This is a genomic window from Paludisphaera mucosa (assembly GCF_029589435.1).
Taxonomy (GTDB): domain Bacteria; phylum Planctomycetota; class Planctomycetia; order Isosphaerales; family Isosphaeraceae; genus Paludisphaera; species Paludisphaera mucosa.
The window spans coordinates 1,999,111-2,018,969 of sequence record NZ_JARRAG010000001.1; the positions used below are offsets into that span (position 1 = coordinate 1,999,111).

Annotated in this window: 14 protein-coding genes; 13 read left to right on the plus strand and 1 reads right to left on the minus strand. The window is 67.3% G+C overall.

The features are described 5' to 3' along the window. Positions 1–198: 198 nt before the first annotated feature. The 9 genes from PZE19_RS07990 (at position 199) to pckA (ending at position 11,703) form a co-directional block, all read left to right on the plus strand. Positions 199–945, plus strand: a complete 747-nt coding sequence (locus tag PZE19_RS07990) for a polyprenol monophosphomannose synthase (protein WP_277860352.1) — start codon at positions 199–201, stop codon at positions 943–945. A gap of 55 nt (positions 946–1,000) precedes the next feature. Next, the gene (locus tag PZE19_RS07995; protein ID WP_277860056.1) at positions 1,001–1,951 is read left to right on the plus strand and encodes an ABC transporter ATP-binding protein; all 951 of its coding nucleotides are present in this window, start codon (positions 1,001–1,003) and stop codon (positions 1,949–1,951) included. Between the two features lie 4 nt (positions 1,952–1,955). After that, the gene (locus PZE19_RS08000; protein ID WP_277860057.1) at positions 1,956–2,723 is read left to right on the plus strand and encodes an ABC transporter permease; all 768 of its coding nucleotides are present in this window, start codon (positions 1,956–1,958) and stop codon (positions 2,721–2,723) included. 28 nt (positions 2,724–2,751) lie between these two features. Continuing rightward, positions 2,752–4,590, plus strand: a complete 1,839-nt coding sequence (locus PZE19_RS08005; protein WP_277860058.1) for a GldG family protein — start codon at positions 2,752–2,754, stop codon at positions 4,588–4,590. Between the two features lie 33 nt (positions 4,591–4,623). Continuing rightward, positions 4,624–6,933 carry a DUF4340 domain-containing protein gene (locus tag PZE19_RS08010; RefSeq protein WP_277860059.1) on the plus strand — a complete coding sequence of 770 codons (2,310 nt, stop codon included), beginning with the start codon at positions 4,624–4,626 and terminating at the stop codon, positions 6,931–6,933. 756 nt (positions 6,934–7,689) lie between these two features. Next, positions 7,690–8,307, plus strand: coding sequence for a peptide deformylase (gene def / locus PZE19_RS08015; protein WP_277860060.1), 618 nt, complete (start codon positions 7,690–7,692; stop codon positions 8,305–8,307). Positions 8,308–8,349: 42 nt separating this feature from the next. Beyond that, a complete protein-coding gene (gene fmt, locus PZE19_RS08020) occupies positions 8,350–9,312 on the plus strand; it encodes a methionyl-tRNA formyltransferase (protein ID WP_277860061.1) in 963 nt (320 codons plus the stop codon). Positions 9,313–9,336: 24 nt separating this feature from the next. Continuing rightward, a complete protein-coding gene (locus tag PZE19_RS08025) occupies positions 9,337–10,011 on the plus strand; it encodes a metallophosphoesterase family protein (protein WP_277860062.1) in 675 nt (224 codons plus the stop codon). Positions 10,012–10,128: 117 nt separating this feature from the next. Then, complete coding sequence (gene pckA, locus PZE19_RS08030) at positions 10,129–11,703, plus strand: phosphoenolpyruvate carboxykinase (ATP) (protein WP_277860063.1); 1,575 nt, start codon at positions 10,129–10,131, stop codon at positions 11,701–11,703. Positions 11,704–11,707: 4 nt separating this feature from the next. On the opposite strand, the gene hpnR is transcribed toward pckA, so the two are convergent. Further along, positions 11,708–13,261, minus strand: a complete 1,554-nt coding sequence (gene hpnR / locus PZE19_RS08035) for a hopanoid C-3 methylase HpnR (protein ID WP_277860064.1) — start codon at positions 13,259–13,261, stop codon at positions 11,708–11,710. 382 nt (positions 13,262–13,643) lie between these two features. On the opposite strand from hpnR, the gene miaB reads away from it, so the two are divergent. From miaB to PZE19_RS08055, 4 genes are read left to right on the plus strand one after another with little or no spacing between them, the layout of a single operon-like run. Continuing rightward, entirely contained in the window at positions 13,644–15,077 is a 1,434-nt protein-coding gene (miaB, locus tag PZE19_RS08040; protein WP_277860065.1) for a tRNA (N6-isopentenyl adenosine(37)-C2)-methylthiotransferase MiaB, read from the plus strand. Positions 15,078–15,088: 11 nt separating this feature from the next. Beyond that, positions 15,089–15,814 (plus strand): SMI1/KNR4 family protein, encoded by a 726-nt coding sequence (locus PZE19_RS08045; protein ID WP_277860066.1) that lies wholly within the window; start codon positions 15,089–15,091, stop codon positions 15,812–15,814. A 25-nt stretch (positions 15,815–15,839) separates the two neighbouring features. Next, positions 15,840–18,983, plus strand: coding sequence for a bifunctional [glutamate--ammonia ligase]-adenylyl-L-tyrosine phosphorylase/[glutamate--ammonia-ligase] adenylyltransferase (gene glnE / locus PZE19_RS08050; RefSeq protein ID WP_277860067.1), 3,144 nt, complete (start codon positions 15,840–15,842; stop codon positions 18,981–18,983). 45 nt (positions 18,984–19,028) lie between these two features. After that, positions 19,029–19,847 (plus strand): hypothetical protein, encoded by an 819-nt coding sequence (locus tag PZE19_RS08055; protein ID WP_277860068.1) that lies wholly within the window; start codon positions 19,029–19,031, stop codon positions 19,845–19,847. Positions 19,848–19,859: the final 12 nt, after the last annotated feature.

Consider the following 19,859-nt stretch of genomic DNA (forward strand, 5'->3'; position numbering starts at 1 on the left):
AGCACTCGGCTTTTCAGGAGATGCATCTATTCCTCGGGATGCCGCAGCGATCGATGGCAGGTGGCGGGGACCCGACGGTCGGACGGGAGCAGTCACCTTTCGCCCCGGGACGGAATGAGTCATACTGTACGTCGGCCCTTGTAAAGCGGGCGTCGAGGCCCGGCAGCGGCTGCGTTCGGAGGACTATCGGTCGTGTCCATGCATCCAGAAGCTCCCGCCAAGAGTTCCACCCGAGTCCTCGTGTCGCTGGCCACGTTCAACGAGGCCGAGAATCTCGAGCCTCTCGTCGAGAGTATCCGGAGCTACGCGCCCGACGCCTCGATCCTGGTCATCGACGACAATTCGCCGGACGGAACCGGCAAGATCGCCGACGCCCTCGTGGCCCGGCTGAAGGACGTCGCCGTCATCCACCGAAGCGGCAAGCTGGGGCTCGGGACCGCGACCCTGGAAGCGATGTCGTACGCGATCCGGAACAAGTTCGACTACCTCCTGAACATGGACGCCGACTTCAGTCACCCGCCGCGCTTCATCCCTGCGATCCTGGCGGGGATGGCCGATCACGACGTGATGATCGGCTCGCGATACGTGCCGGGCGGCGGCGTGGAGGGGGAGTTCAACCTCAAGCGCAAGTTCATGAGCACAGGGATCAACGTTTACGCCCGGACCTTCCTGGGGCTGAACACACGCGACAACAGCGGAGCCTTCCGCTGCTATCGGGTCTCCAAGCTGGCCGAGATCGACGTCACGAAGGTCCGATCCCGGGGATATTCGTTCCAGGAAGAAATCCTCTTCTGGTGCAAAAAGGTCGGCTGTCGCTTCGGCGAGACGCCCATCCTCTTCGAGAATCGTCGGGCGGGGATGTCGAAAATCAACTCGCGCGAGGCCGTCGCCGCGCTCTGGATCATCTTCCGCCTGGGCGTGGGCCGCATGGTGGGCCGCGTGTGAGTTGGTGGACCCGCCCGGCCGTCCGGGTCGAGCCGCGTGGAGGACGAATCGCGCGATGATCGAGGTCCATCGGCTTTCGAAGAGCTACGGCCCTGTACAGGCCCTGGATCGCATCTCCTTCGCGCTGGGCCGCGGCGAAGTCGCGGGGCTCCTCGGCCCGAACGGGGCGGGCAAGACCACCACGATGCGGATCTTGACCACTTACCTCGCCCCGACCAGCGGGCGGGCCGTCCTCTGCGGCCGCGACGTGCTCGACGAGCCTCTGGAAGTCCGCCGCAATGTGGGCTACCTCCCCGAGAACGTGCCGCTGTACGGAGAGATGCGGGTGCGCGAGCTGCTGGAATTCCGCGCCCGCTTGAAGGACGTCCCGCGATCGAAGCGGCGGCACTCGGTCTCCGGGGCGATCGCGCGCTGCGGCCTGGGCGAGGTCGAAAACCGCCCGGTCGGCAAGCTCTCGCGAGGGTTTCGCCAGCGTGTCGGCCTGGCCGACGCGATCGTCCACGACCCGCCGATCCTGATCCTCGACGAGCCGACGGCCGGGATGGACCCGATCCAGGTCCGCGAGGTCCGGAGTCTGGTGCGCGAGCTGGGCGAGCGGCACACGGTCCTGCTTTCGACCCATATCATGTCGGAGGTCGAGGCCGTCTGCAGCCGGGTGGTCATCATCGCCCAGGGGCGGATCGCCCTCGACGCCCCCGTGGCCGAGTTGCGATCCGACGCCGCGCTGCTCGTGGAGGCGCGCGGCCCGGCCGAGGCGATCCGCAAGCTGCTCATGGCCGTCCCCGGCGTGGCCTCGGTCCGGATCGCGGGCGACCGGGACGGCGTCGCGAGCCTCGAACTCGGGTTGAAGCCCGGAGAAGATCCCCGCGAGGTCATCGCGATGCGGGTGGCCGCCAATGGCTGGCCGCTCCGGGGCCTGGAGACGCGACGCCGATCGCTGGAAGAGCGGTTCGTCGAAGCGGTATCGCGGTCGAGCCTCGACGCGCTGGACAGGGAGGCCGGCTGACGCCATGCGACACGTCCCGACCCTCCTCGCCCGCGAGCTGGGCGCCTACTTCCTGAGCCCGACGGCCTACCTGGTGCTCATCGGCTTCCAAGTCGTCGCCTTCCTGAATTTCTGGGAGCTGATCGAGTCCCTCGCCCGGCCCCAGGTCGAGTTTTCCAGCCTGCGCGACCCGATGAGCGCCTACATCTCGGGGAGCACCCCGTTCTGGTTCGCGGTCCTGGCCGCGGTCCCCGTGCTGACGATGCGTCTGCTGGCCGAGGAAAGCCGCTCGGGGACGATCGAGACCCTGGCGACGTTGCCGATCACCGAGGGCGAGATCGTCGTCTCCAAATGGCTCGCCGGAGTGGTGATGTACCTCTTCCTGCTAGTCCCGTTCGCCCTCTACCTGCCTTTCCTGTACTACCAGGGGAGGTACGAGTTCGACACGGGACCGCTCCTAAGCCTGGGCGTCGGCCTGACCACGATGGGAATGCTATTCATCGCGATCGGCCTCTTCTTCAGCTCGCTGACGCGCAACCAGGTCGTGGCGGCGGTCTGGACGTTCGTGGCGCTCTTCGTCCTGGTCGTGATGTCGCTGCTGTTGGTGGTCTTCGCGTCCGAGCGGCGATGGTCGGGCTGGGCGGACGCGGCCCGCCACGTGGCGATCCTCCACCAGATCCACGACTTCGCCCTGGGACGGCTGGACCTTCGGACGATCGCGCTCCACCTTTCGGCCTGCATCTTCGTGCTCTTTGCGACGACCACGCTCCTCACCGCGAGGCGGGGATGCTGAATCGAACCGTCCCGCCGGGGGCCGCCTCGTGACGACGTCTTCCCATGTCTGGTCGTTCCTGGGCCGCCCCGAGGTCTGGATCGGGCTCGCCGCGGTGGGGAGCTCTCTCGTCCTCTTCTGGAGCCTGCGGGGGGCCCCGCCGGGCTTCTCGGCGGAGGGCGACGACGAGTCGGAGGCGCCGCCGTCCTCGTATCGCGACCGGGCGATCGCCGGGGCCGCGACCGGACTGCTGATGATCATGATCGGTGCGGGACTGGCCAGCACCTGGGGCGTCCTCTGGTCGCTCCCGGTCTTCGCGTTCGGCTTCGGCCTGGTGCTCACGCTGATCGTCGTCAACGACCGCTACCGCCACGTCAGCCCCGCCCTCCGGCGGACCGTCGCCCTCTCACGCGCGGGCCTCAACACGTCGCTCCTCGCCGGAACGTTGATCGTGGTGAACGTCATCGCCTATCGCTATGGCGGTCACGTAATCGACCTGACGCGAGAACGGGCCTACTCACTCTCGAGCCTGAGCCGCAATCAGGTCGATTCGCTGGAACGGCCCGTCGTCTTCCACCTGATCCACGGACGTAGCGCCCTGGCTCGACGCCAGTACGACCGGGTCTCGCAACTCCTGGAACTTTACCGATCGGCCCGCCCCGACCTCGTCCGCGTCGAGCCGCTCGACCGCGTCGCCGAACTGTCGCGGGTCGACGACCTAGCCCGGCGAGCCCCTCAGCTCGCGGTGATGCAGGGCGGCGGCGTGCTGATCGAATACGGCGCAGGCGACGACGCCCGATTCGCCGCGATCAGCAACCAGGAGATGTTCGACAGGCCTTCGGACCCCCGAGGACTCGGTGCCGGCGTTTACGAGTCGGCGTTCAAGGGCGAGGACGCCGTGACCTCGGCGCTCATACGTCTTCGCGAAGGGAAGACGTCCAAGGTCGCGTTCACCACGGGGCACGGCGAGTCCGGCTCATCCCGCATCGCCGCCGAGGGTTCCGCGATCGACGTCTGGCGGTCGCGACTCGCGTCCACCGGTTGCGAGATCATCGACTGGAACCTCTTGCAAGGGCCCGTTCCCGAGGATGTCGAGCTGGTGATCGTGGCGGGCCCCAAGGAGCCCTTCAAGCCCCAGGAAGCCGCCCGGCTGCGCACCTACGCCGACCGCGGCAAGCCCCTGCTGGCCTGCCTCGGCAACTCGGTGCCGACGGGGCTCGACGACTTCCTGAAATCGTTCAACCTGGAACTGGGCAAGGGCCTGCTCGTCGACCCACGGCTCAACCTCAATGGCCAGCTCCGGTTCGTCTTCTGTCTGTTCGAGCCGGCGATCCGCCATCCGGTTTCGAATGGGCTGGGCGGCGATCGAGCGCTGCTCGTCGTCAACGGCGCCCCGATCCAGTTCGTCGGGACCAAGGGGGCGGCCGACGAGAACGCCGCCTCCGTCAGCCCACGCATGGTCCCCGCGCCGATCGTCCGCAGCGGATCAGGGTCCTGGGCCGAGTCCGACCCCGACATGCTCCAGCCGGCTTACGACAAGGACAAGGATCAGCGAGGACCGATCATCGTCGCCGCGGCGGTCGCCGAGAAGGCGCAGGTGTCGGGACGCGAGGTCCTCAAGCCCCGCTTCGTGCTGGTCTCCAGCCGGGCCGCGAGCGACGATTCCGTCCAGGGCCTCGAGCCGACGAACCTCGATTTGCTGATGAACGCCGCGAGCTGGCTGCGCGGCCGGGAAGACTCGGTCGGCGTGCCGCCCAAGGTCCACGCGGCCCTGACCCTTACCGCCGACCCCGGGCTGCGCTGGCGCCTGATCTTGGCACCGACGATCGTCGCGATCGGCTTCGTGGCCGGCGTGGGGGCGCTCGTCTACTACATCCGGCGCGAGTGAGGCGCGGCTCACATCCGACTCGACCGGGGAACCATGCGCAGACCACGATCGACCTACCTCCTGATCGCCCTCTTTTTCACCGCTCTGCTCGCTCTTTGGGGCCTGGAACGAGCGGGCGTCCTCACGGAAGCGGAGCGCGACCGGAGGCGCGACCGCGTCCTGCCTGAGCTGATCGACGTCAACGCCGCGAGCGTGCGGCGGCTGGAGATCGACCGCGGCGCGGAGCGGCTCGTCTTCGAGCGAGTGGGCCCGAAAAGCTGGCGTCTGGAGCCCATCGGAGTCGACGCACGGACGGACGAGGTCGAACGGCTCATCGCCACGCTGAAGGGTCTGCGGAAGTCGCCCGAGGCCGGCGCGATCGACGGCCCGGCCGCGAGCTACGGCCTGGCCCCGCCCGCCGCGACGGTGAGGGTCTGGACCGGGGACGCCGGGCCGCCCGACGCGACTCTCGAAATCGGCCGGAAGTCCCAGGCGGACCTCTTCGTACGATCCGGCCGGGACGCCGACCTCGCCGTCGTCGATCAGAGGATGCTGGCCGTCGTCGATCGTCCCGCCGTCGAGTGGCGCGAGACCGTCCTCGTGCCCGCATCGGCGCTCCCGATCGTGGCGATGTCGATCCGACGACCCGGGCTGGAGGCGACGGCGGAACGCAAGGAACGCGGAGCCTGGAGGTTGACGACGCCCGTGCGTTTCCCGGCCGACGCCGCCAGGATCGAGAAGGCGCTCACCGCCGTCACGACGCTTCAGGTCGACCCCGGATCGGGCGGCTTCGTCGCCGATCGCGTCCGCGACTTCACTCCCTATGGACTGGAACCGCCCACCGCGACGCTCGAGCTGCGGTCGCCGGCCGCTGGCTCGGAACCCATCATCTTGATGGTCGGCTCGAAGGTCCCGGACCACCCCGAGCAAGTGTACGTCCGCAAGGGGGGCCGCGACGACGTGATGGCTGTGGACGCCCGATTCCTGGCCGAAATACCCGCCGACCTGAAGGGCTTGCGTAGTCGCTTCGTCGCCGAGATCGTGCCGACGGAGGCGAGTCGAATCGAGATCGACGCGGCCGGCGGCCCGATCCAGATCGTCCGCGACAAGCTGGGATGGTGGCTGAAATCCCCGGTCGAAGGGCGCGCCGATAGGGGCCAGGTGGAAGCGTTGTTGAAAGGCGTGGAAGATCTTCAGGCGTCGGAATTCTTCGACCCCGCGATCCTCTCCGACTCCGGCGTCGATCCTCCCCTGCGCAGGCTGCGGATCTGGCAGGGCGAAGGCGTCATCCCCGGCCATGCGTCGGAGGAAGCCGAGCCCGCCGTCTCGCTGGCCATCGGCCGGTACGACGTGCTTCGCAAGGTGGTGTTCGCCCGGGCCGACGGCGACTCGGCGATCCTCGCCCTTCCCGACACGTTCTTGAAGGTCCTCCCGACCTCGTCGCTCGCCTTCCGCGACCGTGACCTCCCCGCCGTGGCACCCATGAGCGTCTCCAGGTTGACGATCGTCCGTCCGGGCAGGACCACGGTGCTCGAACCCGATACGGCTGGGGACCCCAACCGCTGGCGGATGGTCCAGCCGGCGAAAGCGGCCGCCGACGTCCGCGCCGTTACCGCGGCGCTGGCTCGCCTCGCCGAGTTGCGGGCCACCGAGTTCGTCGCCGACTTAAATGGCGACCTCGCCAGGTACGGTCTGAATCGTCCCATCTTCGAGATCCGCTGGGAGACGGTTCAACCCGCCGGCACGCCCCCGGCACCCAAGAGGCTGCGGATCGGTTCGGCGCTGCCGAACAAACCCTCGATCCACTACGGAACCCTGAGTGATTTTCCGGCCGTCTTTACGATCGAGGCCGAGAGCCTTCTCCCGTTCGCGGCCGAATTCCACGAGACTCGCGCGCTGTCGTTCCGGCCCCCGACGGTCCGCAGGCTGATGCTCCGCACCGAGACTCGCAACCTCGCCTACAGTCGACGAGCCCAACGCCTCGGGACGCCCGCCGACTGGTCGGCCGAGAAGGGCACCCCGACCCAGAGCGTGGACCTCTCGCGATTCGACAACCTGATCGAGGGCCTCTCCGAGCTTCGCGCCGCGCGTTTCGTCCAGTACCAAGGGCCCTTCCCACCCGGTGCGGGTCTTGAGCACCCTCGATTGAGGATTACCGTCGAATTCGTGGGCGACGCCGCGCCTGTGCGACTCCGACTGGGCTCTAAGTTCCTCGGCGACTGGGTTTGCGCGGCCGTCGGAGACGAGAATTCAGGACCCGTCTTCCTCCTCCAGGCACCGGTCTGGGAAGACTTGATTCGGGTAGCCGAGGGAGGACTTCCGCCGATCCCGGACTCCTTCATCGCGCCGGCTCCGAGTCCCTGACGGCCGATCTCCCCAAATCCGACGAAGCACGCCGAATGCGGCCGGCCCTCGTCAGGTCGATCCCATGAATACGCCAACCCTCTCAGACCTGGGATAAGCCGCGATCTCGCGAAGCCCGTTGCTCGCGACCCGGCTCCGTCCGGGCTATTTGGAGAGCGACGTCCGACGTGTTCTCAAGGGGAAGAAGATCACGGGGCCCGTCGATCTCCTGGTCGAACTATTTACCTGGAAGGACGGGACGACGCTCGATCCCGAGATCGCCCCATCGAATGAAGGCTTCTTCCCGGTTCTCGCGTTCTACCCGTCCACCTTCGAGCTGGCCATGGCCCATTACGGCTATTACAAGGCCATGTCGGCGAACTTCCCGAAGATGCTCCCGGCGGTCGGACGATACTCCCCGTTTTTTGGAGCGGCGGTTCGTGCTGGTTCGCGATCGATCTCCAGTCCGAGGGCTCCCTCGTGGTCGTCGACTCGCGAGCTGAGCAGCCGTTCGCCGAGGCCTACGCCTCCTTGCACGACTTCGTCGCGGACATGATCCGGGCCAATGACCAAAACACCCCGATCCGAGATTTGCAGGTGGGTTGATGGGTTCCTCCGACTCCCAGCCCGAGTCGCCGGCGTCGGCGACGAGGAGCCAGGTCGTCCGAGTTCTCGGTCGTAGGTCCGGTTCGCAAGGCGGTCTCGCCTCTCGGGTCGTCGAAATTTAGTATAATTGAACCAGGTCCCAGTCCATCCGCCCGCGTCGGAGCCCGCGTCGTGCTGCACATCGTGAAATTCCCACATCCCGCCCTTCGGTACGCATCACGTCCCGTCGATCGAATCGACGACGAGCTGCGCGCCGTCGTCCGCGAGATGTTCACCCTCATGTACGAGGCCCGGGGCGTCGGCCTGGCGGCGAATCAGGTGGCGCTGCCCTTCCGCTTCTTCATCCTGAACGTGACGGCCGACCCGGAGCAGAAGGACCAAGAGCTGGTCTTCATCAATCCCGAGATCGTCAAGCGGCACTCGTGGGACGACGAGGAGGAAGGCTGCCTGAGCCTCCCCGGGCTCTACTCCAAGGTCCGGCGTCCCAAGAAGATCCGGCTCCAGGCGTTCAACATCGATGGCGCTCCTGTGGATATCGAGACCGACGACCTGTTCGGCCGGGCCATTCAGCACGAAATCGACCACCTCGACGGCAAGCTGTTCATCGATTACCTCGGCACGCTCGCGCGCCACGGGCTCAAGGGCAAGCTCCGCGAGTTCGAGTCGGAGTTTCGCCGGGCGCAGGCCGCCGGGACCTACCTTCCGGACGCGGAGATCGTCAAGCATCTGGACGCCCTGCGCGCCCCCACCACCGCCGCAACGGAGTGCCCGGCCTCGGCCGACGCCTGACCCAATCCCGCCGGGGCGTCGCCCGGGTCGCAGGAGGAAACCGTGACCGCTCGTAGCTCGATCGTCATGCTGGGCACCGGCGATTTCGCGCTCCCCGCCTTCTTGGGGCTCATCGAGGCAGGCTTCCGCATGCTCGCGCTCGTCACCCAGCCCGACCGGCCACAGGGCCGTCGTCAAGAGTTGATCCCGAGTCCGATCAAGGTGGAAGCCGGAAAGCACGACATCCCCGTCTTCCAGCCCGAACGCGTGAATGAGGACGAGGCCGTCTCCCACATCCGCGAGCTACGGCCCGACTTCATCATCACCGCGGCTTACGGCCAGATCCTGTCGGCCGAATTGCTGGGCGTCCCCAGGATCGGGTCGCTCAACCTGCACGGTTCCATCTTGCCGGCCTATCGCGGCGCAGCGCCGGTCGCGCGGGCGATTCAGAAGGGCGAGGCCGAGACCGGCGTGACCGTAATCCAGATGACGCCCCGCGTCGACGCCGGCGGCATGATCGCCATCGCCCGAACGCCCATCGACCCCGACGAGACGGCGGGCGAGCTGGAAGACCGCCTGGCGAAGCTCGGCGTCTCCCTGCTGATCGATGCGATCCGCGACGTCACCGCGGGCCGGGCCGAGATCCTGCCCCAGGACCCCGCGCTCGTCACGAAGGCCCCCAAGCTCCGCAAGGAAGACGGCCTCATCGACTGGACGCGTCCCGCCCGGCAGGTTCACGACCTGGTGCGGGCGATGCAGCCCTGGCCCCGGGCGACCACGAACTGGACGGCGCATGCCTCGAAGCCCGACTGGGCTGTTCCCCTGATCGTCCACAGAACCCGGGTCGTGGGCGGCAGCGGTGAGCCTGGGTCCGTCCTGGCGGCTTCGAGCGACGGGCTCGTCGTGGCGGCCGGCGAGGGAGCCGTCGAACTCGTCGTCCTGCAGACCCCCGGAAAGAAGGCGATGTCCGCGGCCGAGTTCCTTCGCGGCAACCACATTCAGCTCCGAAGCAAGCTGGGCGTCTGAATCGAGAGGAGCCTTCGAGACAAGATGCCCGCACGTACGATCGCCGTCGGAGACGTCCACGGTTGCGCCAAGGCCCTGAACACCGTGATCGACGCGATCCGGCCGACCCCCGACGACCTGATCGTCACGCTGGGCGATTACGTGAACCGCGGGCCCGATTCTCGCGGCGTGCTCGACGCCCTCGCGGCCCTGCAATCGCGTTGCCGGCTCGTCCCTCTCCTGGGAAACCACGATGAGATGCTTCTCCAGGCCCGCACCGGCCGGCCCACGACGGCCGCGACCGTCGCCGAGTCCCTTCGCCGCGGTCGTCCCCCGCGCGACTGGACTCGCGAGCTGGCGAGGCTCACGCCCGAGAACTGGGCCTTCCTCGAGAGCTGCCGGTCGTACCATGAGACCGAGGACCACCTCTTCCTCCACGCCGCCTACGACCCGGCGCAACCGCTGAGCCGTCAGCCAGACGCGCTCCTTCGCTGGCATTCGCTCCGCAACGGCATCCCTGGGCCGCATTACTCGGGCAAGGTCGCCGTCGTCGGCCATAGCTCGCAGAAGAACGGCAAGATCCTCAACCTGGGCCACATCATCTGCATCGACACGTACTGCCACGGCGGCGGCTGGCTGACCGGTCTCGACGTCCACACCGGCCAGGCCTGGCAGTCCGACCGCAACGGCCGGCTCCGCACGCGACGCGGGCCTCGCTGATCCTCGCGATCGCCGGCATTCCCGGCGTCTTTGTGGGGGGCCCTCCGACCCGCTATGATGGAGGGACGGGGCTCGCTCCCATCCTGAATCACTCGGTCACGCGGAAATCCGACGATCATGAGCGGCAAAACGGCGGAGGTCGTGAAGACTTACGGGCTCGACGCGCAGGGGATTACGCGAAAGGCCCCTACGCACTGGAACCTCGCCGCCCCCGCGCTCTACGAGCACGCGGTCCGACGCGACGAGGGCCTGATCGCCCATCTCGGCCCGTTCGTCGTCAACACCGGAGCCTTCACCGGCCGGTCGCCCAACGACAAGTTCACCGTGGACGAGCCCGGCAGCCGCGGGCATATTTGGTGGGGCGAGTTCAATCATCCGATCACCGAGGCCTCGTTCGACCGCGTCTGGTCGCGGCTGCGCGACTACCTCGCCGACAAGGAGCTGTTCGTCCAGGATTGCTACGGCGGAGCCGACCCGCGGTTCCGGCTCCCCGTGCGCGTCGTCACCCAGTACGCATGGCACAGCCTCTTCATCCGGGATATGTTGATCCGAGAATTCGACGAGGTCGTCCTGCGCGACTTCCGGCCCGAGTTCACGATCATCGACGCTCCCGAGTTCGAGGCGGACCCCATGACCGAGGGCACCCGCACGGGGACCTTCATCCTCATCAATCTTGCCAGGAAGCTCGTCCTGATCGGCGGCACCCGTTACGCGGGCGAGATGAAGAAGTCGGTCTTTTCGATCCTCAACTACCTCTTGCCGCTGCGGAAGGTGCTGGGGATGCACTGCTCGGCGAACTACGGCAGGAACCGAGACGACGTCGCCCTCTTCTTCGGGCTGTCCGGGACCGGGAAGACCACCCTCTCCACGTCGCCCGACCGGACCCTGATCGGCGACGACGAACACGGCTGGAGCGACGACGGCGTCTTCAACTTCGAAGGCGGCTGCTACGCCAAGGCCATCCGCGTCCGCGAGGAGACCGAGCCCGAGATCTACGAGACCACCAGGCGGTTCGGGACCATCCTGGAAAACGTCGTGATCGATCCCGAGACCCGCCGCCTCGACCTCGACAGCGCCGCGCTCACCGAGAACACCCGCGCCGCCTATCCGATCACCCACGTGCCGAACGCCGATGCCGGCGGGGTCGCCGGCCATCCCCGGCACATCTTCTTCCTCACGTACGACGCCTTCGGCGTGCTGCCGCCCATCGCCCGGCTCACCCCGGACCAGGCCATGTTCCACTATCTCGCGGGATATACGTCGAAAGTGGCCGGCACCGAGCGGGGCGTCACCGAGCCTCAGCTCGTGTTCAGCCCCTGCTTCGGCGGGCCCTTCCTGCCGCTCCACCCCAGAGCCTACGCCGAGCTCCTGGGGGAAAAGATCGAACGCCACCACGTCCGCTGCTGGCTGGTCAACACGGGTATCACCGGCGGCCCTTACGGAGTGGGCCGTCGCATCGCGATGCCGATCACCCGCTCGCTCATCAACGCCGCGCTCGACGGCAAGCTCGACGACCTCCCGACGGAGGTCGACCCGGCCTTCCACATCAGCCGGCTGACCACCTGCCCCGGCCTCGAGGCCGACATGCTCGACCCACGCGCCTCGTGGGCCGACTCGGACGCCTACGACCGGAAGGCCGCGGAGCTTGCCGCCCGGTTCGAGGTGAATCACGACAAGTTCGAGCGGGCCTGACGGCTCAGGTCGGCGGCTTCCCGCCGATGCGGGTCTGCTCGACGAACGCCTCGGTCGCGGCGTCGATCGAACGGCTCCGCCGTCCCTTCGCCGGGTGGATGTAGAGCGTGTGCGGGTCGACGACCGCCTGGTGCGTCGGCGGCGGCGCCATGGGGTACGCGACCGGGCGCGCATGATCGGCGAGTTGGAGCTCGGGGTTGAAGACGCTGTTGAATTTCCAGAGCATCTTCAGCGTATTGGTCTGCCCGCGCGAAAGGTTGTTCGCCAAAATGCCGCCGAGGGCCCAGACGGCCTTCCAGCCTAGATGCTTCCGGTTGAGCACCTGCTGGGTCTTGACCAGCTCGGCGTAGAAATCGTGGAGCGGCATCGCGGTCGGCAGGACCGCGTGCTGGATGTCGAACAGCCGATAGTCGCGTGTGGTGAGCCGTCGCGACTCGGTCACCCAGCTCTCGGTGCCGGGATACGGCGTGTTGACGCTGATGTTGACGATCTCGGGGATCTCCAGGCACCACTTGCGGACGACCTCGAAACGCTCACGGTCCCAGTTCGGGTCGGCGATGATGTTGATCGCCACCATGATCCCCAGCGACCTCGCGAACTCGAGGGCCTCGAAGTTCTTCGAGAGCGAGACGCGCTTGCGATAGGTCCTCAAGCCTTCCTCGTCGATGGCCTCGACTCCCAGGAACATGTACTGGAGGCCGAGGGTCTTCCAGAAGCGGAAGACGTCCTTGTTGCGCAGCAGGACGTCGCCGCGGGTCTCCAAGTAATACTGCTTCCGGATGCCCTGTCGCGCGACGGCCTCGCCGATCGCCATGCCGTGTTCGGCCTGGATGAAAGCCACGTCGTCGACGATGAAGACCCCGGGCTCGCGGATCGAGGCCAGCTCGCGGACCGAGGCCTCGGGCGACTTGACCCGATAGCTCCGTCCGTAAAACGTCCAGGCGCTGCAGAACGAGCAGTCCCACGGGCAGCCGCGGCTGAACTCGATGGACGCGCAGGGGTCAAGGACGCCGATGAAGTACTTGCGACGCCGACGAAGCAAGTCGCGCGCGGGCGTCAGATCGTTCAGGTCGTGCACGAACGCGGGAGCCGGCCCCGCTCCGTCGCTCGTGACGACGCCGGGCACGGCGAGCAAGGCCGTCGGGTCGCTGTCCGCGGCGGCCTCCACGAGTTTCGCGACGGCGGCCTCCCCTTCCCCCTTGAGCACGCAGTCGATCGCCCCGTCGGAGTGCATGAGCACGTCTTCGGCGACGAACGAGGCGCTGTGGCCGCCGGCGAAGATGAAGGCGTTGGGGAGCCGTTCGCGGGTCGCCTTCGCCAGGTCGACGACCTCCGGAATGTTCGCCAGGTAGTTGAGCGAATACGCGACCACGTCGGGTCGCCATGCGTCAATTTCGCGGAAATAGGCGGCATGGTCCTCGACTTGAAGGTCCATCAATCGCACTTCATGCCCGGCCCGGCGCAACTCCGCCGCGATCGTCTCGATCCCCAGCGGTTCCAGCCGGAGGAAGACTTTCGTGTACATCAGGGAGCTGGGATGGACGGCCAGGATTTTCATGGGGGATCCGCGGGGAGTCTCGAAATGGTGAAATCTTGCCTAGGAGTTTATATCAAGCGAGGCGACATCACGCCAGGATCGATCGCTCGCCTCGTCGCTTCGACGCGACTCGTAACCCCCTGGGCAGTCTTCGCCGTTTACCCGACCGTCAAGGTCGGCCTCGTCGATGCTCGGCGTCCGAATCGAACGGGGTGAGGTCCTCCTTGCATCGGCCGTGCCGGGCTCGCGTGCGCTTCAATAGCCGTTCCCATCCGCCTGGCCGATTGTTAAGATCGATCACCTGGAGGCGGACGCCCGGCCGACGGCGTTCCGTCCCTGCATCCGAGGCCGGACGACCTGGCCTGACAGTCCGACCGCCCCGCCGCCTGGGAGTTTCCGAGCGATGGCCGACCAACCGACCTCGCAGCCGCCCAAGAAGCTCTACATCGAGACCGTCGGCTGCCAGATGAACGTGCTCGACAGCGAGCTCGTCGTAGCCCGCCTGCGCGACGACGGCTACGAACTGACCGACGACATCGACCAGGCCGACGCCATCCTCTACAACACCTGCTCGGTCCGCCAGCACGCCGAAGATAAGATCTACAGCGCTCTCGGGCGGATCAAGCACCTCAAGAAGAAAAAACCGGGGCTCTCGGTCGGGGTCCTGGGCTGCATGGCCCAGAAGGACCAGACTCAGATCCTCCGGCGCGCGCCCCATGTCGACGTGGTAGTCGGACCCGGTCAACTCGGCCGAGTGCCGGAGCTTCTTTTGAAGGCCAAGGCCGAATCGACGCCTCAGCTCGCCGTCAGCCTGGCGCGTACGGCCGGCAGCCGCGATCACGTCACGTCGAGCTTCGACAGTTACGACGCCGACCGCGAGCCCGCCGTCCGGCCGAGCCCGTTCCAGGCCTACCTGCGGGTCATGATGGGCTGCGACAAATTCTGCACTTACTGCATCGTGCCCTCCGTGCGAGGCCCCGAACAGAGCCGCCCGCCGGATTCGATCGTCGCCGAGGCCCGACTGCTCGCCATGCAGGGGGTCAAGGAGATCACCCTCATCGGCCAGACGGTCAACAGCTATAAACACCGGGAGCCGGACGGCCGGACCACGCGGCTTTCCGATCTCCTCGCCCGGCTCCATGACATCGAAGGCGTCGTGCGGATCAAGTTCATCACGAACTTTCCCAACGATATGACCGACGACCTGCTCCAGGCCGTACGCGACCTCCCGAAGGTCTCGCGTTACATCCACGTCCCCGCGCAGAGCGGCTGCGACATGATCCTGAAGCGGATGAAGCGGATGTATACGGCCGCCTTCTACGAGGACATGCTGGCCCGCCTCCGCGAGACGATCCCGGGCTCGTCGGTGTCGAGCGACTTCATCGTCGGCTTCTGCGGCGAGACCGAGGAATCGTTCGATAAGACGGTCGGCCTTCTCGAACGCTCGCGTTTCAAGAACAGCTTCATCTTCAAGTACAGCCCCCGCGCCGGCACGAAGGCCGACGGCCTGTTCGCCGACGACGTCGCCGAGGAGGTCAAGCGGCGACGGAATCAGGTCCTCCTGGAGCTGCAGACTCGGATCAGCCTCGAGGACAACCGTGGGTTCCTGGGTCGCGATCTGGAGATCCTGGTGGAAGGGCCGAGCCGATCGACGACGCGCAAGGAAGGCTGGGACGGGCCCGACCAGATGACCGGACGGACTCATTGCGACCGGATCGTGGTGTTCTCGGGCCCCCAGAGCCTGACCGGCCTCACGGCCCGTGTGAAGATCGAGAACGCCAGCGCCGTCACCCTATTCGGGCGCGTCGCGGACGCACAAGTCACGGGTCCGGTTTGAGGGGGGCGCCGATGCCGAGCCAGCTCCAGGAGCTGGTGGACTGCTGGATGGCCTGGGGCGGCGTCGACCTCGCGCATCGGCCCGATCCGCGGGCCCTGGCGGCCGACTTCGGCCCCGCGGCGGTCCGACCCGGGGCGTCCCCGGGCGCCATCGCGGGCTGGGAGAACCGCCACGGTTTCCGCCTGCCCCCCGGGCTCCGCTCCTGGCTGCTGCTCTCCGACGGGCTCCATCGCGTGGCCCCGCTCATCCACCCGATCTCGGCGATCGGCCCGATGATCCTCTTCGGCCGCATGGACGACCTGCACATCCAGCCCGAGAGCTGGTTCGAACTGGGCAACCCGAACGTCGAGACGATCTGCATCGACCTGGCCTATCGCTGGCCCGGCGGCGGCTGCCCGATCTTCGTCTCCGGCGACGACGAGGCGGGCACGAAGCCCCGTATCGTGGCCCGGAGCTTCGAGGAATGGTTCCTCACGCTGCTGAACCACGGCGGCCGGGAATACTGGCTCGAATCCGACTTCGAGAGCTTTGGGACGCCGTGGGAGGCCCATCGCCGGTTCGCGCCCCAGCCCGAGCTTCCCGATCCCCTACGACCCTTTGCGGCCGAAGTCGGGCCGCTGGTCCTGGCAGGCCTCGACGAGCGCGAGATCGCCGCGAGGACCGGGCTGACCCACGACGACATCGAAGCGATCGTCCGGTACCTCCAGCACGTTCCGCCCAACCTGGCGTCCCCTTGACGCTGCGTCTCCGGGGGGCGTCGTCGTGAATCTCGAATGGTTCGTCCGCCAGCTGGAATTCCCCGAGCTGACCCGGAAGTGGCTCCAGGGGCTGGGCGTCCGCGACCTGGACCGCGGGCTCCGCGACCTCGAGGATCTCGCCCGCCACGCCGGCCCCGAGCCTCGGCCCCTGCTCGCCCGGATCGCCGGCCAGTTCGACGTTGTCCTGCCCCGCAGCTCCGACCCGGGCATGGCCTTGACCAACTTCGAGCGCTACGTCGCAGCTCTGCCCGATCCGCCGAGCGGTCTGGCCCAGCTCGCGGCGCGGCCTCGCACGACGGAGACGCTGCTCCAGGTCTTCAGCACGAGCCAGCATCTCAGCGAGCTTCTGATCCGCCGGCCCGAGCTGATCGACTGGCTCCAATCCGGGGCCGACCGCCGCGACCGTGGGACCCTGATCGCCGACCTCTGGAACACGCTCACGGCGGAGGGCCCGGTCGAGGACCCCCGGATCGTCCTGCGCCGATTCCGACTCCGCGAGACGCTCCGCATCGGCTACAACGACATCGTCCGCGGCTTCCCGCTGGAAGTCACCACGGCCGACCTCTCTTATCTCGCCGACGCCTGCGTCGAGGCGGCGACCCGGCTGGCGCGAGCGTCCGTGGAGCGCCGCTTCGGCTCGCCGACCTGCGCCGACGGCCGACCGGCGCGATTCGCGGTCCTCGGCCTGGGGAAGCTCGGCGGGATCGAGCTGAACTACAGCTCCGACATCGACCTGATCTTCCTCTACGACGAGGTCGGCGCGACGACGGGGCCGCGTGTCGTCACCAACGCCGAGTTCTTCGCCCGGATGAGCGCCGAGATCGTGCAGCTCCTCTCCGACCACACGGCCCTGGGGATGGCCTATCGCGTCGACATGCGCCTGCGACCCGAGGGCGAGCAAGGCGTGCTGGTGCAGTCGTTCGACGCGACGATGGGATATTACGTCACCCGCGGCCGGACCTGGGAGCGACAGGCCCTCATCAAGTGCCGCACGGTGGCCGGCGACCTCGGGCTGGGCGGCGGCTTCATCGAGGCCATCACTCCCTTCATCTATCGGAGATACCTGAGCGCGTCGGAGATCTCGGAGATCAAGTCGCTCAAGCGGCGGATCGAGCAACGCACGGTCTCGGCCGGTCGCGCCGAGTTCGAGGTCAAGACCGGGCACGGCGGCATCCGCGACGTCGAGTTCGTCGTCCAGTTCCTGCAGCTCCTGCACGGCGGCGAATACCCGATCGTACGATGCACGAACACGCTCGACGCCATCGATCGCCTCGAGCAGGTCGGATCGCTGACGCCCGAGGAGCGGAGCGTCATGGACGACACGTACCGTTTCCTGAGGCAGGTCGAGCACCGCCTCCAAATGCTGTTCGACCGCCAGACCCACGAGATGCCCCGGCACATGGAAGAGCAGCGCACGCTGGCGATCCGCATGGGTTACGTCCCGCTCGGGCCGTTGGAGGGCCGGGCCGGGCCGGCACAGCGGTTCCTCGCGGACTATCGCAGCAAGACCGAGCTGAATCGGCGGATCCTCAACCACATCCTCCACGAGGCCTTCCTCGACGGCGAGGGCGACGGGGTCGAGGCCGATCCGATCGTCGACCTGGTGCTCGACCCGCATCCAACGCAGGAACATATTTCCGAGACCCTCTCGCGATACCCTTTTCGCGATCGGACCGCGGCGTACCACAACCTGATGGCCCTGGCGAAGGAGGACTTCCCGTTCCTCTCACAGGCCCGCTGCCGCCACTTCCTGGCGTCGATCGCTCCTCGGCTCCTGCAGGCGGTGGGCAAGACCGCCGAGCCCGATCTGACGCTGGCGAACCTGGAGAAGGTGTCGGCCTCGCTGGGGGCGAAGGCCATCCTCTGGGAGCTATTCAACTTCAACCCGCCGAGCCTCCGGCTCTACGTCGAGCTTTGCGCCACGAGCCAGCTCGTCTCGCGAATCTTGACCAACAACCCGGGCATGATCGACGACCTGATGGACTCGCTGGTCGTCGACCGCCCCCTCCCCGGCGCGGCGATCAAGGCCGAGCTCGCCGAGCTGACCCGCGGCGCCGTCGAGGAGATCGGACCGATCGTCTGGAGCTTCCGCAACAAGGAGTGGGTGAGGATCGGGACCCGCGACGTCCTGGCCCGCGAGCCGATCCGCGAGGTGGCGAGGGAACTGGCGGACGTCGCCGAGGCGATCGTCGGCCAGCTCGCGCGCGACCAGTGGGCCCGCCGAGCCCGGAAGTTCGGCAGCCCGACTCGATCCGCCGACGGCGGTCGCGACCGCTGGGCGATCCTCGCATTGGGGAAATTCGGCGGGCGTGCGTTGAATTATTACAGCGACCTGGACCTCGTCATCCTGCACGAGAGCGACGGCGTGACGAGAGGCGGCGACGAGTCGACGACGAATCAGGAGTTCGTGACAGACGTCTCCCAGCGCCTGCTCAAGGCCATGGGCGGCGCCGCTACCGGGGGGCTCTATCAGGTGGACACACGGCTCAGGCCCCACGGGGCCGCCGGGCCGCTGGTGAACACCCTGGGCTCGTTCGTCGATTATTTCGAATCCACCGCGCAATCGTGGGAACGCCTCGCGCTGACGCGAGGAAGGGTCGTTTTTGCGACCGGGGGATTCGGGCGGCACGTCGACGACGCCATTCGCTCGATCCTGGCCCGGCCCGTCGATGTGCAGACGCTCGGCCCCGAGATCGCCGACATGCGCCGGAGGCTCGAAGATTCACGCGGGCGGAAGGACCTCAAGCGCGGCATCGGCGGACTGGCGGACGTCGAGTTCGTCGTCCAGTACCTGATGCTGGTGAACGCCGCCCTGCACCCCGAGGTGTTGCGCCCCAACACTTGGGAGGCTCTCGACGCCCTGAAGACCGTCGGCGCCTTGACGCCGAGCCTGCACGACGAACTTTGCGACATCTACAGCTTCCTCTTCGGCGTCGACGCCCGGCTGCGACTGATCCACGACCGCGCCGGGACCGAGCTTCCCGACGACCCCGAGGATCTCACCCGGCTCGCACGACGCCTGAAGTACGACGCCGTCGACCCCACGCTCGCCGTCTCCACGTTCCTGCTCGACTCGGCCCGCTACACCACTCGGGCCCGCGCGATCTTCCAGCAGATCATCCCCGCGCGTCACACCGACTCGCCCTGAACGGCGCAGGGACGCCGTCGGCCCCCAACCTCAAGGAGACCCGACTTGTCGATCCTCCACTCCTGGCTCGGGCTCGCGTTCCTCACCTGCGTCCCGCCGGACGGCGAACGCATCGACATGGCTGAGGATGCGAAGCTGTTCATCCCTTCGGGCTGGCATTCCCGCGAAGGGAAGGTCGACATCCTGCTGCATCTTCACGGGACGCCCACGGTGACCGAACCGGCGCTCGTGACCGTGGGGTGGAACGCCGTGCTCGTCTCGTTCAATCGAAACGGACTCTCCGCAGCCTACTCGAAGCCCTTCACCGATCCGACGCTCTTCCCTCGGCTGATCGATGAGACCGTCAAGGCGGTGGCGGCTCGGCGGTCGGCGGCGCTGAACGTCGGCAATGTGGTGGTCAGCAGCTTCAGCGCGGGATTCGGCGGCGTGCGTGAGATGCTCAAGACGCCCGCCTCGTTCGACCGTATCGACGCGATCGTCTTGGCCGATTCGCTCTATTGCGGCTACGCCGGCGACCCAATCGAGAAGCGTGTGGATCCAGACCTGATGAACGGCTTCGAACGCTACGCTCGCGAGGCGGCGGAGGGTCGCAAGGCCATGATCGTGACCCACTCTGCACAGGTTCCGCCGGGGTACGGCAGCACGACCGAGACCGCCGACGACCTCATCAAGGTCGCGGCCGTCACGCCCGAGATGGTCGACATTGACTGGGGCGACAGCTTGCGTCAGACCCGCCGCGCGGCGAAGGGCCGATTCCAGGTCCTCGGCTTCTCGGGCGAGGGACCAGAAGATCACATGCGGCATTTGCGGCGGATCGCCGAGGTGTGGAGACGCCTACCAGACTCGATCCCCGGAGGCCGGTGAGCGAATGATTCG

What these genes read in the sequence shown, in the direction of transcription:
- PZE19_RS08025 (WP_277860062.1), top strand. Translation starts at nt 9,337, where the DNA reads ATGCCCGCACGTACGATCGCCGTCGGAGACGTCCACGGTTGCGCCAAG.
- PZE19_RS07995 (WP_277860056.1), top strand. Translation starts at nt 1,001, where the DNA reads ATGATCGAGGTCCATCGGCTTTCGAAGAGCTACGGCCCTGTACAGGCC.
- PZE19_RS07990 (WP_277860352.1), top strand. Translation starts at nt 199, where the DNA reads ATGCATCCAGAAGCTCCCGCCAAGAGTTCCACCCGAGTCCTCGTGTCG.
- hpnR (WP_277860064.1), bottom strand. Translation starts at nt 13,261, where the DNA reads ATGAAAATCCTGGCCGTCCATCCCAGCTCCCTGATGTACACGAAAGTC.
- PZE19_RS08010 (WP_277860059.1), top strand. Translation starts at nt 4,624, where the DNA reads ATGCGCAGACCACGATCGACCTACCTCCTGATCGCCCTCTTTTTCACC.
- PZE19_RS08000 (WP_277860057.1), top strand. Translation starts at nt 1,956, where the DNA reads ATGCGACACGTCCCGACCCTCCTCGCCCGCGAGCTGGGCGCCTACTTC.
- pckA (WP_277860063.1), top strand. Translation starts at nt 10,129, where the DNA reads ATGAGCGGCAAAACGGCGGAGGTCGTGAAGACTTACGGGCTCGACGCG.
- miaB (WP_277860065.1), top strand. Translation starts at nt 13,644, where the DNA reads ATGGCCGACCAACCGACCTCGCAGCCGCCCAAGAAGCTCTACATCGAG.
- PZE19_RS08045 (WP_277860066.1), top strand. Translation starts at nt 15,089, where the DNA reads ATGCCGAGCCAGCTCCAGGAGCTGGTGGACTGCTGGATGGCCTGGGGC.